The sequence below is a fragment of the Clostridium sp. genome (genome assembly GCF_050717515.1).
Taxonomy (GTDB): Bacteria; Bacillota; Clostridia; order Clostridiales; family Clostridiaceae; genus Clostridium_AD.
Map to the genome: position 1 here is coordinate 17,896 of NZ_JBOITL010000036.1, position 15,310 is coordinate 33,205.

Annotated in this window: 38 protein-coding genes; 1 reads left to right on the forward strand and 37 read right to left on the reverse strand. The window is 30.6% G+C overall.

The genetic code is table 11. The features are described 5' to 3' along the window. Nucleotides 1-40: 40 nt before the first annotated feature. The 8 genes from ACREV6_RS19505 to ACREV6_RS19540 form a co-directional block, all read right to left on the reverse strand. Nucleotides 41-352 carry an HNH endonuclease gene (locus ACREV6_RS19505; RefSeq protein ID WP_431579715.1) on the reverse strand — a complete coding sequence of 104 codons (312 nt, stop codon included), beginning with the start codon at nucleotides 350-352 and terminating at the stop codon, nucleotides 41-43. Further along, the gene (locus tag ACREV6_RS19510; RefSeq protein ID WP_431579716.1) at nucleotides 352-783 is read right to left on the reverse strand and encodes a hypothetical protein; all 432 of its coding nucleotides are present in this window, start codon (nucleotides 781-783) and stop codon (nucleotides 352-354) included. Before ACREV6_RS19510 ends, ACREV6_RS19505 begins: the two co-directional genes overlap by 1 nt. A gap of 16 nt (nucleotides 784-799) precedes the next feature. Next, the gene (locus ACREV6_RS19515; protein ID WP_431579717.1) at nucleotides 800-1,279 is read right to left on the reverse strand and encodes a Xaa-His dipeptidase; all 480 of its coding nucleotides are present in this window, start codon (nucleotides 1,277-1,279) and stop codon (nucleotides 800-802) included. A gap of 265 nt (nucleotides 1,280-1,544) precedes the next feature. Next, on the reverse strand, nucleotides 1,545-2,186 hold the full coding sequence (locus ACREV6_RS19520) for a tyrosine-type recombinase/integrase (protein WP_431579718.1): 642 nt from the start codon (nucleotides 2,184-2,186) through the stop codon (nucleotides 1,545-1,547). 4 nt (nucleotides 2,187-2,190) lie between these two features. After that, nucleotides 2,191-2,388 carry a hypothetical protein gene (locus ACREV6_RS19525; RefSeq protein ID WP_431579719.1) on the reverse strand — a complete coding sequence of 66 codons (198 nt, stop codon included), beginning with the start codon at nucleotides 2,386-2,388 and terminating at the stop codon, nucleotides 2,191-2,193. Between the two features lie 494 nt (nucleotides 2,389-2,882). After that, complete coding sequence (locus ACREV6_RS19530) at nucleotides 2,883-3,398, reverse strand: hypothetical protein (RefSeq protein WP_431579720.1); 516 nt, start codon at nucleotides 3,396-3,398, stop codon at nucleotides 2,883-2,885. A 12-nt stretch (nucleotides 3,399-3,410) separates the two neighbouring features. Further along, the gene (xerA, locus tag ACREV6_RS19535; RefSeq protein WP_431579721.1) at nucleotides 3,411-4,400 is read right to left on the reverse strand and encodes a site-specific tyrosine recombinase/integron integrase; all 990 of its coding nucleotides are present in this window, start codon (nucleotides 4,398-4,400) and stop codon (nucleotides 3,411-3,413) included. A 159-nt stretch (nucleotides 4,401-4,559) separates the two neighbouring features. Beyond that, complete coding sequence (locus ACREV6_RS19540; RefSeq protein WP_431579722.1) at nucleotides 4,560-4,763, reverse strand: helix-turn-helix domain-containing protein; 204 nt, start codon at nucleotides 4,761-4,763, stop codon at nucleotides 4,560-4,562. A gap of 102 nt (nucleotides 4,764-4,865) precedes the next feature. On the opposite strand from ACREV6_RS19540, the gene ACREV6_RS19545 reads away from it, so the two are divergent. Further along, the gene (locus ACREV6_RS19545) at nucleotides 4,866-5,003 is read left to right on the forward strand and encodes a zinc ribbon-containing protein (protein ID WP_431579723.1); all 138 of its coding nucleotides are present in this window, start codon (nucleotides 4,866-4,868) and stop codon (nucleotides 5,001-5,003) included. Here the strand turns inward: ACREV6_RS19545 and ACREV6_RS19550 are convergent. The 29 genes from ACREV6_RS19550 to ACREV6_RS19690 all read right to left on the reverse strand — a co-directional run bounded on the left by ACREV6_RS19550 (nucleotide 4,993) and on the right by ACREV6_RS19690 (nucleotide 15,115). Then, nucleotides 4,993-5,313 carry a hypothetical protein gene (locus ACREV6_RS19550; RefSeq protein ID WP_431579724.1) on the reverse strand — a complete coding sequence of 107 codons (321 nt, stop codon included), beginning with the start codon at nucleotides 5,311-5,313 and terminating at the stop codon, nucleotides 4,993-4,995. The genes ACREV6_RS19545 and ACREV6_RS19550 overlap by 11 nt on opposite strands. Nucleotides 5,314-5,354: 41 nt before the next feature. Beyond that, nucleotides 5,355-5,609: a hypothetical protein gene (locus tag ACREV6_RS19555; protein ID WP_431579725.1), complete on the reverse strand. Its 255-nt coding sequence runs from the start codon at nucleotides 5,607-5,609 to the stop codon at nucleotides 5,355-5,357. A gap of 33 nt (nucleotides 5,610-5,642) precedes the next feature. Next, entirely contained in the window at nucleotides 5,643-6,023 is a 381-nt protein-coding gene (locus ACREV6_RS19560; protein ID WP_431579726.1) for a hypothetical protein, read from the reverse strand. Nucleotides 6,024-6,070: 47 nt separating this feature from the next. Continuing rightward, the gene (locus ACREV6_RS19565) at nucleotides 6,071-6,382 is read right to left on the reverse strand and encodes a hypothetical protein (protein ID WP_431579727.1); all 312 of its coding nucleotides are present in this window, start codon (nucleotides 6,380-6,382) and stop codon (nucleotides 6,071-6,073) included. A gap of 39 nt (nucleotides 6,383-6,421) precedes the next feature. Then, nucleotides 6,422-6,580 (reverse strand): hypothetical protein, encoded by a 159-nt coding sequence (locus tag ACREV6_RS19570; protein WP_431579728.1) that lies wholly within the window; start codon nucleotides 6,578-6,580, stop codon nucleotides 6,422-6,424. Next, complete coding sequence (locus ACREV6_RS19575) at nucleotides 6,561-6,830, reverse strand: hypothetical protein (RefSeq protein WP_431579729.1); 270 nt, start codon at nucleotides 6,828-6,830, stop codon at nucleotides 6,561-6,563. The genes ACREV6_RS19570 and ACREV6_RS19575 overlap by 20 nt, the downstream gene beginning before the upstream one ends. Before the next feature lie 35 nt (nucleotides 6,831-6,865). Further along, nucleotides 6,866-7,105 (reverse strand): hypothetical protein, encoded by a 240-nt coding sequence (locus ACREV6_RS19580; protein WP_431579730.1) that lies wholly within the window; start codon nucleotides 7,103-7,105, stop codon nucleotides 6,866-6,868. Between the two features lie 40 nt (nucleotides 7,106-7,145). Then, on the reverse strand, nucleotides 7,146-7,394 hold the full coding sequence (locus ACREV6_RS19585; RefSeq protein ID WP_431579731.1) for a hypothetical protein: 249 nt from the start codon (nucleotides 7,392-7,394) through the stop codon (nucleotides 7,146-7,148). 40 nt (nucleotides 7,395-7,434) lie between these two features. Continuing rightward, the gene (locus tag ACREV6_RS19590; RefSeq protein ID WP_431579732.1) at nucleotides 7,435-7,692 is read right to left on the reverse strand and encodes a hypothetical protein; all 258 of its coding nucleotides are present in this window, start codon (nucleotides 7,690-7,692) and stop codon (nucleotides 7,435-7,437) included. Nucleotides 7,693-7,694: 2 nt separating this feature from the next. Continuing rightward, entirely contained in the window at nucleotides 7,695-7,898 is a 204-nt protein-coding gene (locus ACREV6_RS19595; RefSeq protein ID WP_431579733.1) for a hypothetical protein, read from the reverse strand. Beyond that, the gene (locus ACREV6_RS19600) at nucleotides 7,895-8,221 is read right to left on the reverse strand and encodes a hypothetical protein (RefSeq protein ID WP_431579734.1); all 327 of its coding nucleotides are present in this window, start codon (nucleotides 8,219-8,221) and stop codon (nucleotides 7,895-7,897) included. The genes ACREV6_RS19595 and ACREV6_RS19600 overlap by 4 nt, the downstream gene beginning before the upstream one ends. 45 nt (nucleotides 8,222-8,266) lie before the next feature. Continuing rightward, complete coding sequence (locus ACREV6_RS19605) at nucleotides 8,267-8,425, reverse strand: hypothetical protein (RefSeq protein ID WP_431579735.1); 159 nt, start codon at nucleotides 8,423-8,425, stop codon at nucleotides 8,267-8,269. 24 nt (nucleotides 8,426-8,449) lie between these two features. Continuing rightward, entirely contained in the window at nucleotides 8,450-8,596 is a 147-nt protein-coding gene (locus ACREV6_RS19610; RefSeq protein ID WP_431579736.1) for an ORF6C domain-containing protein, read from the reverse strand. Then, nucleotides 8,596-8,913, reverse strand: a complete 318-nt coding sequence (locus ACREV6_RS19615; protein ID WP_431579737.1) for an ORF6C domain-containing protein — start codon at nucleotides 8,911-8,913, stop codon at nucleotides 8,596-8,598. Before ACREV6_RS19615 ends, ACREV6_RS19610 begins: the two co-directional genes overlap by 1 nt. Beyond that, nucleotides 8,903-9,922, reverse strand: a complete 1,020-nt coding sequence (locus ACREV6_RS19620) for a DUF3102 domain-containing protein (protein WP_431579738.1) — start codon at nucleotides 9,920-9,922, stop codon at nucleotides 8,903-8,905. The genes ACREV6_RS19615 and ACREV6_RS19620 overlap by 11 nt, the downstream gene beginning before the upstream one ends. 16 nt (nucleotides 9,923-9,938) lie before the next feature. Then, entirely contained in the window at nucleotides 9,939-10,355 is a 417-nt protein-coding gene (locus ACREV6_RS19625) for a hypothetical protein (RefSeq protein ID WP_431579739.1), read from the reverse strand. Between the two features lie 53 nt (nucleotides 10,356-10,408). After that, nucleotides 10,409-10,699 (reverse strand): hypothetical protein, encoded by a 291-nt coding sequence (locus ACREV6_RS19630; protein ID WP_431579740.1) that lies wholly within the window; start codon nucleotides 10,697-10,699, stop codon nucleotides 10,409-10,411. A 10-nt stretch (nucleotides 10,700-10,709) separates the two neighbouring features. Next, nucleotides 10,710-10,922 carry a hypothetical protein gene (locus ACREV6_RS19635; protein ID WP_431579741.1) on the reverse strand — a complete coding sequence of 71 codons (213 nt, stop codon included), beginning with the start codon at nucleotides 10,920-10,922 and terminating at the stop codon, nucleotides 10,710-10,712. A gap of 67 nt (nucleotides 10,923-10,989) precedes the next feature. Then, nucleotides 10,990-11,244 carry a hypothetical protein gene (locus ACREV6_RS19640; RefSeq protein WP_431579742.1) on the reverse strand — a complete coding sequence of 85 codons (255 nt, stop codon included), beginning with the start codon at nucleotides 11,242-11,244 and terminating at the stop codon, nucleotides 10,990-10,992. Nucleotides 11,245-11,263: 19 nt separating this feature from the next. Then, nucleotides 11,264-11,404, reverse strand: a complete 141-nt coding sequence (locus ACREV6_RS19645) for a hypothetical protein (protein WP_431579743.1) — start codon at nucleotides 11,402-11,404, stop codon at nucleotides 11,264-11,266. A gap of 23 nt (nucleotides 11,405-11,427) precedes the next feature. Next, a complete protein-coding gene (locus ACREV6_RS19650; RefSeq protein ID WP_431579744.1) occupies nucleotides 11,428-11,598 on the reverse strand; it encodes a hypothetical protein in 171 nt (56 codons plus the stop codon). Further along, nucleotides 11,588-12,457: an ATP-binding protein gene (locus tag ACREV6_RS19655; protein WP_431580044.1), complete on the reverse strand. Its 870-nt coding sequence runs from the start codon at nucleotides 12,455-12,457 to the stop codon at nucleotides 11,588-11,590. The genes ACREV6_RS19650 and ACREV6_RS19655 overlap by 11 nt, the downstream gene beginning before the upstream one ends. Further along, entirely contained in the window at nucleotides 12,348-13,163 is an 816-nt protein-coding gene (locus tag ACREV6_RS19660; protein WP_431579745.1) for a phage replication initiator YdaU family protein, read from the reverse strand. The genes ACREV6_RS19655 and ACREV6_RS19660 overlap by 110 nt, the downstream gene beginning before the upstream one ends. A 23-nt stretch (nucleotides 13,164-13,186) precedes the next feature. Continuing rightward, entirely contained in the window at nucleotides 13,187-13,660 is a 474-nt protein-coding gene (locus tag ACREV6_RS19665) for a hypothetical protein (protein ID WP_431579746.1), read from the reverse strand. An 87-nt stretch (nucleotides 13,661-13,747) separates the two neighbouring features. After that, on the reverse strand, nucleotides 13,748-13,930 hold the full coding sequence (locus tag ACREV6_RS19670) for a hypothetical protein (RefSeq protein ID WP_431579747.1): 183 nt from the start codon (nucleotides 13,928-13,930) through the stop codon (nucleotides 13,748-13,750). After that, nucleotides 13,905-14,072, reverse strand: a complete 168-nt coding sequence (locus ACREV6_RS19675; RefSeq protein ID WP_431579748.1) for a hypothetical protein — start codon at nucleotides 14,070-14,072, stop codon at nucleotides 13,905-13,907. The genes ACREV6_RS19670 and ACREV6_RS19675 overlap by 26 nt, the downstream gene beginning before the upstream one ends. A gap of 27 nt (nucleotides 14,073-14,099) precedes the next feature. Beyond that, nucleotides 14,100-14,402 (reverse strand): hypothetical protein, encoded by a 303-nt coding sequence (locus ACREV6_RS19680; RefSeq protein WP_431579749.1) that lies wholly within the window; start codon nucleotides 14,400-14,402, stop codon nucleotides 14,100-14,102. 89 nt (nucleotides 14,403-14,491) lie between these two features. Next, a complete protein-coding gene (locus tag ACREV6_RS19685; protein ID WP_431579750.1) occupies nucleotides 14,492-14,845 on the reverse strand; it encodes a hypothetical protein in 354 nt (117 codons plus the stop codon). Nucleotides 14,846-14,899: 54 nt separating this feature from the next. Then, nucleotides 14,900-15,115, reverse strand: a complete 216-nt coding sequence (locus ACREV6_RS19690) for a helix-turn-helix domain-containing protein (protein WP_431579751.1) — start codon at nucleotides 15,113-15,115, stop codon at nucleotides 14,900-14,902. Nucleotides 15,116-15,310: the final 195 nt, after the last annotated feature.

Genomic DNA, 15,310 nt, shown 5'->3' on the forward strand with positions numbered 1-15,310 from the left:
CTAGCCGCTTTCCAAATTTTTCGACCGGGGGTATCTATTACTACCATCTTTCTACATTCAACTGCTTCTTGTACTTAATAGTATGATGTATCTGATAGTGACACTCACCACATACACATAAGATATTGCTCTTAGTTAATGCTAGTTCAGGATGTTGTCTAACCGTCTGTAGATGATGACCTACTGTAGCTACCGCAAACAATCCATTTGCTTTGCATAACTGGCATTCATTGTTTTGTTTCTCTAACATGTCTGCTCTTAGTTCTCGCCACACTGAATGCTTATAGAACTTAACTATCTCATTACTTCGTATTAGTTTATTAATCCATTGTACTAATTCCTTAGTGTCCACTACTTCAATGTAGCTTTTAAGTATAAGTATTCATCAACCCACTCTTTAGGTATTTCTTTATCAACACTCACGTATCTACCCATTGCCTGTTTTATATCTTGTAGCCTTTGTAATTGCCAAATATCGTTAGGTGTTAACCCTAATGGTGGTTTAATACTAATAGGTATTATCTTCTCTTGCTTCTCTAATATCCTATCGAGTGTAGCTTCTAAGTTCCTTAGCTGTTGCTTAGTCTTATCATAGCCCTTTAACTCTACACCTATTGTTAAACTTCCAACATTCTTACTATGCTTAGTATCATCAGCACATCTGTGTGGTACTACATGTCCCTTACACTTACTACATGATTGTCCATCCTTTGTTTTATCTGCTCTCTTTACTAATACTTCATTGCCACAATCTAAACATTTATATATCATATCTTCCCTCATTAATAATCGTTCCTCCTTATATATCCTCAGTTTTAGCATTAACCTCTTTCTCTTTAAGCTTAGTAAGCTTCTTATCATTGTCTACCTTGTTAGGATCATCTCTCCATCTAGCCTTCTCCTTATTGTTCAACCAATACTTCTCTGCTGCTAAATCAGGACCCTTATACTTTTCTATACTGCTTATTACAACAATCTCTTTAGCTAATATAGTTTCATTATCAGATGCTAATTCTTCTACTTTAACCTTAGTTGCTATTTCTTCTTTATAGTAATAACCAATTGCATTATTATATAAAGCTTGTTCTACTGCCTGATTCTTTTTAACTTTACCCTGGCTTACTATTGCCTTAAGCTCTGCATTTTCTGCTTTATACTTCCTATATGTTGAATATCCTACGTCTATTTTAACGGCAATTTCTTTATCTGTAGCACCTTGCTCAACCATAGTTTCTATAAGAGGTAAGGCATCTATTATCTTATCTTCATTCGACTTCATTTCGACCTCCTAAACATTAAGCACTCACTTTGATACCCCTGCTCAGTGTTTGTTTTTTATACTTTTTAATATTTAATATTAAAATCATATCTTAGCCATTGAAATTACTAACTTTACATTGCTTTTATTTATTATTTGTAAATCGGTAATAACATATATGATTACGGATTTATTTTTTACCTTGCTTATAACTGTAATGTTTTTTTTATTTCTCTAAAATAAGTATGCTTAACCTAATTACCGATTTTAGTATAAAAAAATATAATTATAATTTTCTAGCAGCTACCTTTGCTGCATCTTCTCTAACCTCATTATCTAACCCTAGATACTTCTTAGTTACTTCTATACTTTTATGTCCCAAGGCTATTCTCACATATTCTAAATTAGGGTTGTCTTCATATAGTCTTCTAGCATATATTTTTCTTAAACTATGACCAGTTATATTTTTAAGTTTAAATTTTTTATCCTCTGCAACTTTCTTTAAAATTTCTGAATATGCCTTTGAACTAATATATGCACTTCCATCGCCTTTCTGAGATGGAAATGCATATTCGGAATTTCTTTTACCTTTTATATATTTTTTAATGATAATTTCTAATTGTGGTTCTATACTATGAGGCCTTTTTTCTGGTTCTTTTTTTAATGATTTAGGATTTTTCCTAATATGAGTCTTCCATGCTCTATACTGTTTTTTCTCTTGTATTTCAAATTGTCCATTATCTAAGGCTTCTTTTATTTCTGCTATAGTTAGATCTACTAAGTCTTGCATTCTATATCCTGTTGCAACTCCCAATAAAAATAGCGTTAGATTTCTTTCTGCCCACACATTGCTAATTTCTTCTAATTTATATTTAAATCTTTCATAATGAGTTTCTGGTATAGGCTTTGCAGGTTTTTTCTTGCTCATTTCATCATCTCACCTGCCTCACCTTGCCATTAACTCTTTTATAAGAACTTTCATTCATGCATTCTTTTAGATTACTAAAAGGATTGTGTGTGAACTCCAATACCTCACATGTTTTGAATCTATCGCAACATGGATTTCCAAATAGGCATGCACATCTTAACCCTTCTTTGTTCCACCTGGTATTAAATTTATATTTACTCACACCCTCACCTCTCAGTACTTTAATTTTATTTAATAGAGTAACCTACTCTGTTAATCACTTCATCCGCCACAGTAACCGCACCTTTTACATTTTCCATTTTCTAATTCGCCACCACAGTTAGGACACATCTTCTCACTTCCTTAAAATGTAAGCATTCCACTTATCAATTATTATATTGAGTGCTTACAATATCTGTATTGATTTTCAACGAACATTGTTTGTTTTATATTAGATAATATTCGTATCAAGCCGAACCTTACCCTATTTCTTCATTTTCTTAAGATATAATTTTATGCCGAATGTTCCCCTTTTTTTACTATTTAAAAATAAAAACAAGCACCAGTTATTACCAGTGCTTGTTTTTTTAAATCGGAGGGAAACTTTTTTCTTTAGTATCTCGCAACTCTTAAACTTTTGATAATACTATTATATATCTTTAAATTGATTAAAACTGCTAATTTTCTGCTAATTTTCGTAGTGTTTTCTGCTAATTTTCAATTAAATGTACTTTTTAATGGTGTAATTATCTGTAATAGGTTTCCAATAGCTTGATTATTTATATTTCTGACTTGACCACTTGTAATTTCATTTTTATGTTTAAATTGATTGTTAAAATTCATTTCTATATTGCTCCAGTTCATTTTTTCAAAATACTTTAACCCTATAATATATCTTTCTTGTTCTGTAAGACCATTTAAAGCACCTTCAATTATATTTATTTGTAAATTACATTTGTAAATTCTATTTTTATCTTCTGCTATCCACTCTCTTATTATCTCTATAGTTAATAATGATTCACATACTTCTTTTTCTACGGTTGAACTTGTATTCCTAAGTGGTGCTCCTGGCATTCCTAACTCTCTGCTATTAATTGAATATCCCCATGAACTTATTAGTTCCGGATTATCAATTGCTTCTGTATAAGCTTGTATTCTTGCTTTTGTTATATCTACTATAGATTTTTTAGTTTTATATTCTTTTAGTATTTTTTCTAATTGTATTTTATTCAAATTTATTCCCCCTTAAGAAATCTTTTTATATTCATGTTTAACATTTTCCTCACTAAGCTCCGCATATATCATCGTAGTCGCACTATCCTCATGGCCCATTAAATGTTGAAGCACTGGCAAAGACATTCCACTGTTTAAATTATGTGTAGCATAACTATGTCGAAACAAATGAGGAAATACCGACTTGTCAATTCCAGCTCTTACAGCAATTTTTTTAATTTCATTCTCAATACTTCTTCCTCCAAGCCTATTATGAGTTCCTTTACTTGCTACAAATAAAGCTTGATTGCAATCCTTCCTAGTGCTTATATATTTCTTTAATAAGATTTTAGCCTTTATGCTAAAATAAACTTTTCTTTCTTTATTGCCTTTTCCAATTACAAATAAGCTCATTTCATACCAGTCAATATCATCTTTATTTACTCCAACTACTTCTGATAGTCTACAGCCTGTACTTATTAGAAACTCTAGCAAAGCTTTTTCTCTATCCTTTTTAGTGGCCTGTCTTAATAATTCAAGCTCTTCTTGGCTTAGCGCATGCCTTAATCTCTTAGGTTCTTTAGTACTTTTAATTTTGCTCATAGGATTTTTAGGAATATATTCTTCATCAAATAGCCAACCGAAAAATGATTTCAGAGTGGATATTTGTGTATTTGTTGAACCTGGCTTTAAATTTTTACATCTATTAGCTAAATACATTCTTAGATCTGTTGTCGTTACTGCAGCAATAGGTTTATTTAAGTATCTTGCAAATATCATTAATTGATATTTGTATCCTTTAAGGGTTTTCATGCTTAATCCATCTAACTTTTTAACCGCAAAATACATCATTAGTCTATCTTCAATGTCTGAGGTTACTAGTCCGACCTCTTGTGGTACCACATCATATTTATACAAAACTTCCTCTGCAATCATCCTCACTTTTAATTGATCTATGTCTGGGAACTCTAATGTTAATTTACCAACCAATCTTATTATTATTTCATTATTTGCTATTGACATAATACTTACCTCCTAAATTTTTCATTTGTTTTGAAGGAGATATAAGATATACTATTTATATCTCCTAGTTGAGATTTAAGATGGCTGTTTACATTTGATGGTGTGCAGCTCTCTTTTTATTTTTTTGCTTCGTCTAATTTGGATAGTGTGTAACAAGTGTTATATACTAACATCTTCCATAAACTTGTCCAAATTGACCCCAAATGATTTACAAATTGTAATAAAGCTTTTTAAATCAGGTGTTCGCTTTTCATTTTCATACTGGCTTATAGCAGGAGCAGTAAGTCCACTTTTCTTTGCAAGGCCTCTCTGACTTATTCCTAATATGTTGCGATAAAATATTATCTTTTGACCTACAGTCATATAATCAGCTCCTATTTATTATAATTTTTACATTAATGTTTAAATTGTTGCAGGATTTTACAAAATAGTATTGAATACTTACAGTAAAAGGAGATGATATTAATGTATTCAACAGGAGAAAAACCAGGTAAAGGTCATTACAAATGTACAGCTTGTGGGGAAGTAATTTATTTAGATCAAGATTCCGACACACTACCTCCCTGCCCTAGATGTCAAAAAACTACTTACACTAGAGTTTAGGCTTTAGAAAATCTTTAATTGCTTCATCCGAATAACCAAAGGCCTTGCCTAAAACCCAATGTTCAAAATTTGTCTTTGGTTCTTCGGGAAGTAATTTTATTATTTCTAGCATATAATCATCTTTATAAATCCAAACTGTTTTCCATTCTTGACTTAGTTTATCAATATAGGTTTTTAAGTTGGACATTCTATGGACCTGTTCAATAACTTCTTCAATATTACTATTTTTAACTGCTTCGCATGCGCATGGCTTACCCCTTTCCACCATATAACAAATCGAAATAATTTCTCCCAATATAACATCATTCATTCTTTCACTCCCCTTCGCTAATTTTGGAAACTGTGAATTAACTAATCACCATTATATAACTCACAATCGTCATCTTCATCCCAATCCTCTTCCATAAAATCGAATTCTCTAGGTTCATATTTATCTATTGATTCTCTTAATTCTTTTTGTTCTTTTTTAAATCCATCCCATATCTCTTGTGTAAGACCCTTACTTTCAGTAGTTATAGCACAAGGACAACATCTTTCACAACATTCTAACCAGTAGCCACAATCATAATCTATTTCTATTTGGTCAAACTTTTCTTGACTTATCATGCTTTACCTCCTATTTTTTTTGGAAGTACACAACTATTCTATAAATTCTTTTCCGATTTCCTCATAGTTAGGTTTAATAATTTCAGCTACTTCATGAATGAGATTATAAAAATTTGTACTTTTCATATCTCTGAGATAATGAGCATTATTAATTTCTTTCCAAATAGAATTTAAATCAGTTTTCAGTTGTGCGTTTTCTTTATTTAGTCTATTAATTGTCTGTATTAGTATATATCTTTCATTTTCTTTCAATAGTTCTTCGTGAAAATCTTCATGGTCTTTCTGCTTTTTAGCTAATATTCCATCTTCCATTGCTTTAATACTGGCTCTAAAAGCGTATTTTATTTCATTGGAAATGTATTTATTGTTTAATTCTTGTTTCATAATTTCCAAAGAATATTTATAATCATACATTCTTGTACCCTCCCTTTATTGCTGCGGATTGTTTTGGTATTGCGAATTTAAATATACTTTCTTTTCATACAATCACCCTCATTGCTCCTAAGTAGATCACCTTCATAATGGCACTCTTGTGAGCCATCATTATATATACAATATTTTTCATTACATTTACAATTAAATTCTTTATTGCCATAGCTTCTGTCTAATGGACAATCCTTACGACAACCATCCTCGGGGCATTTAAGTCTTCTTGATAGACCATAGCAAGCTATAACAGATTCGCCATTCAAATCAAGCCCCTTAGTACCACTTAGCATACATTTTTCGCATACTGGTTTTTCTGCAAAACTTAACTCTAATACATATTTCATAATTAAAATTCTCCTTTCATCACATCTTGGAACTGTAATTTACTTGTTGTCAAAGTCTATAATCATTTCTTTTGTTTTATCCCTACTCATAACTTTTATCATTTTTCCTTTTAATCCAGTCTTTAATGTTGCATCTAATACGTTACCAAGTAATGCAAAATAATCTTTTTCAGAGATATTAATAAGTTGTATTTTCATTGCTACCTCCAAAGTTGTCGCACACATCACAACCTCTACATTGATGAATATTGGTACAATCCCTTTGTATTTCATCATCTTGTACTTCTATTTCTAAAAATTCATCATCTATTGGACTACAATCTATTTTTAACTTCCATGCTTTCCTAAATAATTTTCTTCTTTTATAAAATGAATCATCTTCATCAAGTGGAAAGAGTTTAATATTTGTTGTAGCAGCTCTACTGAAAGCCTTTTGATATATATTCATTACTGGCACCTCTCTTTATAAGACCTATATTTGGATTATCTTTTAACTTCGTTCCATTTTTCAAAAATACTATCTATTGCAATACTTAATTTTTTAAATGTAATTAAAAGCTGCTCATGTAAGGGTGACTTCTTAAATAAGTTTATTTGTTCAATAGCCTGGTCTATTTGTTCAAAATTGTAACTTCTTAGCATAAGTTTTTGTTGGCTATATCCTATTCCTAATGCAGCCATCTTTTTCAATCTTTTTTTCTTTTCTCTTTGATATTTATTCATCTAACCCTCCGATTGCTACCTGATATTATTGAATTACGTATTACTTTTGCAAATCAACAATATCTAATACCTTAGTTCTAGCTTCCGTTTCTGTTAATTTAGTATAAAAATCATAATCCTTATCTTCTAATACAAATAACATTTCAACCCAACCAAGACCTCCGCGTTCAGCTAATCTCTTCAATGTTTGAGTGTGATTTCTAATTGCTTGCTCTCCATGTAGATTTACTATATCTAACGGGATATATTCTTTTGGTTTTGAACCGAGTATTGGAAATTTAGTTTTCACCTTAATTCACTCTCCTTCACACTTTATTCAGAATCCGTAACTATTTATATGCTGTAAAATCCTCACCCTTTGCTAAATCTATACCAATGTAATAGCCCTCTTTATCTTCTTCAATGTTATTAATTTCTAAAAAAGTTCTGTACTGCTCTTCATGTTCTTTAGGTTCGAATTTACTTAAATATTCAACTCTCCATTTTAATACTTCTATTTCATTCTCCTTGCCCCTTAAATCAGCTTTCAACTTTTCATTTTCATTAGATCTACTAATCAAGTCATTAATTGTTTTAAACTTCTCCATTTTTACTCCTCCATTACCTCAAATTCAATTCCACAAATCTTTTCTGTGAAGTTAAGCCCTACTCCACCATAATCAAATTTAAGTCCTTCTCTTTTTAAAAGTTCCCCTACTTTATTTGCAATGTTTGTTAAGTTTTCTTTAGGTATATTATTAATTTCTAAGGACATTTTGCTTGTCCATTCTTTTGAAACTTCTCCAGCTTTCACTTCTTAATCTCCAGCAACTCTTTGTCTTGATCCTCATATTTCATTAACCGTTGTCTTACCTCAGCAAATCCTACACAAACCATATAAAAGGCACTAACAGAACAATCACAATCCATTACCTCTCCAAATGTTTCAGCATTCCAATCATCACTATACTGTGCATCACATTCTGCCTTGCATTCTTTTTTACAATAGTCAACAAGACTTATATCTTGTCCCTCTTCTCCTAAATTGCGTAACCAAACTTCTTTATCTTTTGCAAATACCATGTTCATCATATTCTCTATCATAGTTTCAGGATTATTTGTTGTTAATCTTTTCATATTTAAATCTCCTTTCAGTAGTCAAGGATACCTTGACTACTCCTTTCATTCCTTTACCAATACTAAACATGGATGTCCTTCATTTCTGCACCATTCATCATCATAAGCATAGCAATCATATATCTTCTCTTTAACTTCAATTTCAATACCATCTTCATCATCAAACTTCTCTAATAACTTTTTAAGGTCCTTAACTTTTAACATTTTTTTACCTCCAGTAGCTAATAATTAAATAACCCTCTTTATAAAACTTATTTGGCTATTTGCACCCTTAATCATTAATTCAAGTTCTCTATCTGGCTCCCAATTATTTAAAAATTCTTTTCCTTTTTCAAACTCTGCAACCGCCGTATTTCTGTAACTATTAACTTGCATTACTCTCTTATATTCTTTCCATATTGCACTAAATGTTTTTTTACTTTTTTACTTAATTCCTTGTATGCTGGTGATCCATATTCTAATGCTTCAACTGCTACTTTATTAGCCAAAGCTCTTAACTCTTCTTGTTGTGAGTAATCTATTGTCATTTCATTAGTTAACTTTTCTACTTTCATGCTGATTTTGCACTGTGAATCTGCAATCTCTTTAACTTGGTTTTCAATTGCGCCTAATCTTTTTGTCATTATTCGCTCCTGCAGCACTTGAAGTTCATCAGAAGTACATTCATCTAAGTTTATTAATTTATTTTCCATTTTCAATTACCTCCGCATCTATATATTTTTCATTATCTAATAGCAGATACATTTCACTGCACCAGTCTTGGACTCTTCCAACTATATCTTTTAAATTTCTTTGAACTATTTCATCATTCTTTTGTTCTTGTATGGCCCTAGAATATTTTACTGGTGCAAGTTCTTTTTTCAAGAAATCTTCAACTTTTACTACTAAGCCTGAAAGTTCTGTAACTGCTTTTATTTCTCTACTAAAATCATTCTTTTGCTTTTTAAGTAACTCTATCTGATTTTTTAAATTCTTATATTCCGCAGCTTCTATTTCATCTAGTTTATTTTTTCCTTCAAGCTCCGCTAATTTTCTTTTAATCCCTTCATAATCTGCTGGTATAACTTCTTTAATTACCTCTTTTTCGATCACTTCTGGCTTTTTATCCATAACTTCTTTGAGTTTAATCTTATGTGCTTCAAGTGCATTTGATTTAAGATTAAGTTTTTTTTCTAAATCCTTATAAGTTTCTTTGCCTAAATTGTATTTATGTTCTACGAATAGCATTTGTTCTTTTGCTTCTACCGCTTCTGCTTCAACTTTTTTTATCTTCAATTCTGTTTCTTCTTGAATTGATTTTAGTTGTTGCTCTACTTCTTTCTTTTCTTTTATTGCCTTTTGGAGTTCTCTTGTTGTCATATCTTCTACTGTTTTGGTTTCTCCATTTACCTCGTGTGGCTCTGCTATAAATGTTTCTCGTTGTTCGGATGGAACTTCTAGCATCAGGAATAGTTTTCTTGTGCCCAAATTCTTAATCGATTCAGAATTTGAAAACTCGCTTGCTATTCTCATAAACTGTCCTGCTGTATTTTGACTAAGTTCGACCTTTCCCTCTAACCACTTTCCCCACTCACCATGCTTAATTAGTGCCTTAGCTTCAATTAATCTTTTCCCAATCTCAATCGTATTACTTGCAAATTGGTTTTTATAAAAATCTATTTCATTTTCTATTTGCTCCAATGGTCTTATAATTTCGTTCACTGTCTCACTCCCTCATTTAAGCTATTTTAAAATGTTTCTCAATTATTTCAAACACTTTTCTATAACTATGATTTTTGCTTATATCATCTAAAACTTGTTTCTTTTTAAACCCCTGTCTGCTGTATTTGCTCTCTCTTATATCCCTCTGTATTTCTTCCTGACACCTATTAGCAAAGAATGTATTTAAAAAATATATATCTCCATGAGCATTAACATTGTATCTACTTCTTATTTCAAAATTTGCAGAATAAAAAGGATCACTATGTTTTAAATCTTCCAAGTTTCCAAGATTATTACTTTTATATAAATCTAATTCCTTTGTGCAATTTTGCATTTGTTTTATAAATGTTTCTTTATTAAATTCAACTACGACATAGTGGCGGTCATGATAATATTGACTTATTATCACAGTGTATTTATAATCATTATCCACTTGCTACCTCCTAATTTTTATTACAGATTTTTTAGCAATTGCGACAATCATTATTATTTAATAGTAAATACATCATCTTTACATCGTGTAATAGTAACAATTCCGCCATCGCCAGCAACTTTTTTTAATCTTTTTACTACATTTTCAAAAACCTTAAATATTTTAGTTGATGAACAATTTCCCTCACGTTTTAAGTAATCACAAAAACTAAGAGAATGTTTAGTTATTTCTAGTACGTCTGTTACCTCAATTTCAGCTAAACTATTACATACTTTTAAGAGTACATAATCCGCTATTTCCGAGTTTGTCATTGTTTCTAAAACTATTTTTAATTCATTATTCATAATTACCTCCTTAACTAGCTTTTTCTATTCTCTTACCCAGTACCTGAGCTAACATGCAATTATCATTGTCCTTTCCTTTAATCGCCCTGGTATATTCTTCATGCACATAATTTATTGCTGCCTCTACTAATTCTGTTGCGGTACCATCATTAACTAATTGAAGCTCTTCTATTTGTTTAACTACTTTCTCACTTAATCTATAATTCTTAAGGATTTTTGCCATCGTGCATTCCTCCTTTGTACTCATATTGTAAAGACAACGTAAAGACATTATATTTAGCAATTGCGAACTAACTATTAAATAATTTCTTTATCTTATTTTTGATTTTTTTCTCTTCTAAACTTTTGATATGCTGGTCCAGCTTAGCTAGCTCTTGATTGGCATTGTCTAGCAAAAACTCCAAACTATCTATGCTCACTTGCTTACATTGTCCCTCTTGTTTCAAAAAAATTATTTCTTTATCTTTTTTTAATGATGTATTAAAGCTTAAACTTGACTGTAATCTCATTATTTTATTTTTTAAAGCACTTATTCTGCTACTCATATTCCCATACCTCCATTTATTATTCTCTTCTTTTCCTACAAGATTTTTTTATATATCTGTCCGCATCCTGTTGTCCTTTGAGTGCCAATGCTTTTTTATTTTTAATATAATTTACGGTAAACTCAACTTTTTCTTCTATAGACAATTCTTCGAAACACATTTTTTTCACCTGCTCTCTTTTTTTTAAATCTCATATTCTTTTTTTATACGATTAATTATCCTCATAATATTCAAAAGATTAGGTGCACTACTGGGACTATATCTAGTTGCTACTTTCATACACATTGCATAGTCTGTAACTATGCTTAATGTTTTTATAAGTTCTTTGATGTCTTCTAGTGATTTATTTTGCATTGTTTAAATATCCTAATAGCATGTCCTGCAAACTCTCATTTTCCTTATATGCTAAACATTTTCTTATATCTTCTTCAGGCATTTTAATTGGTATACACATCTTTGTTAATCTGCTTTTTAGTCTTTCATCATGTTCTAATTCTTCCACACTACAATTACTCGTAAATATCGTTACCCTGTTATATTTCATCCTATTATCTAAGATGCTAAATAACATTTCATTTACCCAGTTTGTAGGCTTTTCAACTCCTATATCATCTATTATTAATATATTTACTTTGTTAATCGAATCCACTAACTGGCTCTCACTATATTTAGAGTCCTTGTTATAGGTGTTTTTTATTTCTTTTAATAAGTCACTACAAGTTATAAATTTAACTTGTTGCTTTAAATTTCTTAGTAGTACATTCCCCAGACTTACTGCTAATCTTGTTTTCCCACTTCCCTTTGTTTTCGAATAAAAATATATTCCTTTACCTATGTCTTTAAATTTAGAAAAGTTCTTAATATAATTAGCTACCATAGTTTTTGAGTTTTGCGCTATTACTTTAGATTCTGCTCTTTTATATAAAGTTACGTTAAATGAATTGACTGTTAAACTCTCAAACTCTGCAGGTATATTCGCAAATTTCAATCTATCACTATATATTTTTTCTTCTCTGCATTTACAATATTGTGCTTTAAATTCTCCTGTTTCCTCATTTATCATTTGCATTAAACCGCTACCATCACATTTTTCATAGCAGCAATCAGAACTCGAGTTCAGTATCTTCCACTGGTTGTCCAAACTTTTCGACTGCTCTTCTTGCAAGTCTATCGCCTTCACTTTCTGTGTTACTTTGTTTTTCACTTGTTCCATTATTTTGTCTAGTCCCTCCATTTTTGCCCTCCTTTAGCGGAAACACACCCTGCCAACTATTTGCTATGCTTTGATTTAAAATTAATATTTGTTCATTTTCATTAGTTGATAACTTATTTAAATTAGCTAAAGTTAAACTAACTGCTCTATCTGTCATAGGTTTTTTTATTAGCTTTCTCATTTTTTTAAATTCATTTAATGCCTGTGTAAATAAATCATCCTCTATTATGTTTTTATCTTTACTTTCTTTTTCTTTACTTTCTTTTTCTTTACTTTCCTTTACTTTACTTGTTGAACGGTCGTTGTTTTCTCGTTGAACGGCCGTTGAACGTTCGTTGGATATTTGTAGTAATTTTCGCTTTTCTGCTGATTTTTTACCAGCTTCAACTCTTTGTTGTCTTGAAATTTCCAAATATTCCATTCTGTCCATTAAGCTAATTGAAAAGAAAAATTCATCCTCTGTAATTTGGAATAAATCATAGGATTTTACTACAGTTTCAACCTTTTGAGTTGTTGAATTGTATCGTCTTGCTATTGCAGGTAACAAAGCTAATGGATATTTGTAACCTGGTTGATCCCTTAGTGTTTCAACCAAAATCCAAAATATTCCGTACCCTTCAAGTCCTAGCTGCTCTATCAACAATACACATTTGGGATCATCTTTTGAGTTGCTATCATGACTAAAGTAATATGCATCCTTTTTCATCCGTTGCCCTCCATGGTGATTTATTAATATTTAAATTTTTTTGTAACTAATTTATTTTTGACCTGTAACTTTCTAATCATTTGGACTTGATTTTTATTACATTGTGCAAGTTCAAAATTCACTTTTATAAGTTTATTATTATGATTCATTAATACATTACAATTGCTATCCAATGCTTCATTATTATTAGTTAATGCCTTTACTCTCTTATGCAAGTTATTTTCAATCTCATTCATGTTTTCGCAACTCTCTTCAAGTTCTAAAATTCTCTTCTTAAGGATTGTATTTTCTATAGCTATCTTAAAAGCTAATATTGATACTTCTTTATTTTCTTCCGGAATGTCAATTATAAATTCTAGTAAGTCCGTAAACTCTTCTTTAAATGCTTGAAATGAGCTAGTCGATGTAATTGGTGCCTCACTTGCTTTTAGTCGCTCTATAGTCCTTGAATAACTATTAATAACGCCAGTAATATATCCTGTTATTTGTTTTTTCATTTTCTACCTCCATTGATTTATTTATCTTTGTAATGTTATAATGTTCTTGAATTATTTACTTAGGGCCCTCGCCAAAGGGTTCTTTTTTTATAAGCAACTCCTGAATATTTTTGTAGCTCTTACCGCAATATCCAATACATACTTTAAACTTGTACACCTCTTAAAATTAACTCTATTTGCTTTTAAATCATCCTCAGTTATTCCACATACTATTGCAAATTCTGAATTGCTTAGGTGACCTGTTCTACTTTCTAATGCTTTTCTTAACATTATTTTTCCTCCTAACACAATTTTCTATTACTATATAATTTGAAAATGCTTCCGTTGTAATGTTTACACATCTTTTGTACTTCTTCATTAACAATTTTTTCTCTATATCATTTTTAACTGGTATAACTTGTACAAATTGCATCTTGGTTAAAACCTCCTTATAATTTTATTACCCTACATTACCACCATCGTACAAATAACTATATTTTTCGCCATAATGAAGAATGAATTTTCCTGATTCTCTTTTTATTTTTGTAGGCCTTATTCCCTCTCTTGCTTCTAGTCCATGGCCATTTAAAAACATACAAATTAATCGTTCAGCTTTTACTTTATCTCCATCAGATAGTGCTTTGAATCCTCTTATTGTCCTAAAATCATAGCCTAACACCTTTTTAACCTCTAGTGCATTTGCGAATTGATAACTGTTAATTCCTGCTTTTGTATACTTATTTGCGGTTTTGTTATAATCCATAAATTTTACCTTTCCTCCTTAAAAATTATTACCCTCTGCTGGGGCATGTACACCAACGTGGTTAGAAATGTTTGGATGTAGAAGTGTGATTATGCTTCGTTAGCAATATTGAAAACGAGTTGAGTTGTGATTAATTGAACCTTTGCAATAGCAGCTTTTAATTTTGTAATTTCTTCATCCTTTTGGGCCATTGTTCTTTGCAATCCTTCAACTTCTCTTTTATATCTTCTTTCTCTTGGAGTGCTAATATTTTCTTTATCAAATAAAGGTTCTTTTTCCATTTCTTCAATTGCAATAAGCGGGAATCTATTTTTATTGCTTGATAGCTGCGGTAATAACCCCATATTGTTATCCTCATAAACCTTAGTAAGACTTATTTGCCAACGTGCTGATAATTGTTTAGGTGTTAATACTGTTATTTTTTCAGCTAAAATATTATTCATTACTTGTCCTTCTTTTCGACACTATTCAACAATTCAAGAAGCAATTTAGTGTATTCAACATCCTTTTCCATTTGACTTTGTCTCCTCCCATGCTTTCATTATTAGTAAAGGCTCAACGTTAAATTTTTTTGATAGTTTTTCAATTCTTCCAGCATTCATTTTTCCTTTCCCTTTTTCGATGTTACTGTACTGTTGCCTACTAATTTCAAGTGTTTCAGCCAATTTTATTAGTTTAATTCCTGTGTCTATCCTAAGTTGTTTAAAGTTCATTTGCTCACCGCCCTTCGTTTCATTCGATACACTTAATATAACCCTATTTGCTAAATAGCAAAGTCTTGTTTTTGACCATTAAATGAATTTATATCACTCATTCTTCAATTTACTCGAAATTACTCGAATTTTAGCAAATTTTCTTTTTAGCAAATATAGTTTACGCACTTTACTTTTATGTAAAATCATATATAA

Bases quoted from the DNA above. Each gene is read 5' to 3' on its own strand.
- ACREV6_RS19545 (WP_431579723.1), top strand. From the start codon at position 4,866: ATGTATTCAACAGGAGAAAAACCAGGTAAAGGTCATTACAAATGTACA.
- ACREV6_RS19560 (WP_431579726.1), bottom strand. From the start codon at position 6,023: ATGTATGATTATAAATATTCTTTGGAAATTATGAAACAAGAATTAAAC.
- ACREV6_RS19685 (WP_431579750.1), bottom strand. From the start codon at position 14,845: ATGAATAATATTTTAGCTGAAAAAATAACAGTATTAACACCTAAACAA.
- ACREV6_RS19575 (WP_431579729.1), bottom strand. From the start codon at position 6,830: ATGAATATATATCAAAAGGCTTTCAGTAGAGCTGCTACAACAAATATT.
- ACREV6_RS19690 (WP_431579751.1), bottom strand. From the start codon at position 15,115: ATGAACTTTAAACAACTTAGGATAGACACAGGAATTAAACTAATAAAA.
- ACREV6_RS19645 (WP_431579743.1), bottom strand. From the start codon at position 11,404: ATGTGTTTCGAAGAATTGTCTATAGAAGAAAAAGTTGAGTTTACCGTA.
- ACREV6_RS19665 (WP_431579746.1), bottom strand. From the start codon at position 13,660: ATGAAAAAACAAATAACAGGATATATTACTGGCGTTATTAATAGTTAT.
- ACREV6_RS19655 (WP_431580044.1), bottom strand. From the start codon at position 12,457: ATGGAACAAGTGAAAAACAAAGTAACACAGAAAGTGAAGGCGATAGAC.
- ACREV6_RS19515 (WP_431579717.1), bottom strand. From the start codon at position 1,279: ATGAAGTCGAATGAAGATAAGATAATAGATGCCTTACCTCTTATAGAA.
- ACREV6_RS19565 (WP_431579727.1), bottom strand. From the start codon at position 6,382: ATGAAATATGTATTAGAGTTAAGTTTTGCAGAAAAACCAGTATGCGAA.
- ACREV6_RS19630 (WP_431579740.1), bottom strand. From the start codon at position 10,699: ATGAATAATGAATTAAAAATAGTTTTAGAAACAATGACAAACTCGGAA.
- ACREV6_RS19660 (WP_431579745.1), bottom strand. From the start codon at position 13,163: ATGAAAAAGGATGCATATTACTTTAGTCATGATAGCAACTCAAAAGAT.
- ACREV6_RS19675 (WP_431579748.1), bottom strand. From the start codon at position 14,072: ATGCAATTTGTACAAGTTATACCAGTTAAAAATGATATAGAGAAAAAA.
- xerA (WP_431579721.1), bottom strand. From the start codon at position 4,400: ATGTCAATAGCAAATAATGAAATAATAATAAGATTGGTTGGTAAATTA.
- ACREV6_RS19570 (WP_431579728.1), bottom strand. From the start codon at position 6,580: ATGAAAATACAACTTATTAATATCTCTGAAAAAGATTATTTTGCATTA.
- ACREV6_RS19650 (WP_431579744.1), bottom strand. From the start codon at position 11,598: ATGCAAAATAAATCACTAGAAGACATCAAAGAACTTATAAAAACATTA.
- ACREV6_RS19605 (WP_431579735.1), bottom strand. From the start codon at position 8,425: ATGTTAAAAGTTAAGGACCTTAAAAAGTTATTAGAGAAGTTTGATGAT.
- ACREV6_RS19635 (WP_431579741.1), bottom strand. From the start codon at position 10,922: ATGGCAAAAATCCTTAAGAATTATAGATTAAGTGAGAAAGTAGTTAAA.
- ACREV6_RS19670 (WP_431579747.1), bottom strand. From the start codon at position 13,930: ATGTTAAGAAAAGCATTAGAAAGTAGAACAGGTCACCTAAGCAATTCA.
- ACREV6_RS19610 (WP_431579736.1), bottom strand. From the start codon at position 8,596: ATGCAAGTTAATAGTTACAGAAATACGGCGGTTGCAGAGTTTGAAAAA.
- ACREV6_RS19580 (WP_431579730.1), bottom strand. From the start codon at position 7,105: ATGAATAAATATCAAAGAGAAAAGAAAAAAAGATTGAAAAAGATGGCT.
- ACREV6_RS19520 (WP_431579718.1), bottom strand. From the start codon at position 2,186: ATGAGCAAGAAAAAACCTGCAAAGCCTATACCAGAAACTCATTATGAA.
- ACREV6_RS19550 (WP_431579724.1), bottom strand. From the start codon at position 5,313: ATGAATGATGTTATATTGGGAGAAATTATTTCGATTTGTTATATGGTG.
- ACREV6_RS19590 (WP_431579732.1), bottom strand. From the start codon at position 7,692: ATGGAGAAGTTTAAAACAATTAATGACTTGATTAGTAGATCTAATGAA.
- ACREV6_RS19510 (WP_431579716.1), bottom strand. From the start codon at position 783: ATGAGGGAAGATATGATATATAAATGTTTAGATTGTGGCAATGAAGTA.
- ACREV6_RS19615 (WP_431579737.1), bottom strand. From the start codon at position 8,913: ATGGAAAATAAATTAATAAACTTAGATGAATGTACTTCTGATGAACTT.
- ACREV6_RS19680 (WP_431579749.1), bottom strand. From the start codon at position 14,402: ATGGATTATAACAAAACCGCAAATAAGTATACAAAAGCAGGAATTAAC.
- ACREV6_RS19555 (WP_431579725.1), bottom strand. From the start codon at position 5,609: ATGATAAGTCAAGAAAAGTTTGACCAAATAGAAATAGATTATGATTGT.
- ACREV6_RS19600 (WP_431579734.1), bottom strand. From the start codon at position 8,221: ATGAAAAGATTAACAACAAATAATCCTGAAACTATGATAGAGAATATG.
- ACREV6_RS19540 (WP_431579722.1), bottom strand. From the start codon at position 4,763: ATGACTGTAGGTCAAAAGATAATATTTTATCGCAACATATTAGGAATA.
- ACREV6_RS19640 (WP_431579742.1), bottom strand. From the start codon at position 11,244: ATGAGTAGCAGAATAAGTGCTTTAAAAAATAAAATAATGAGATTACAG.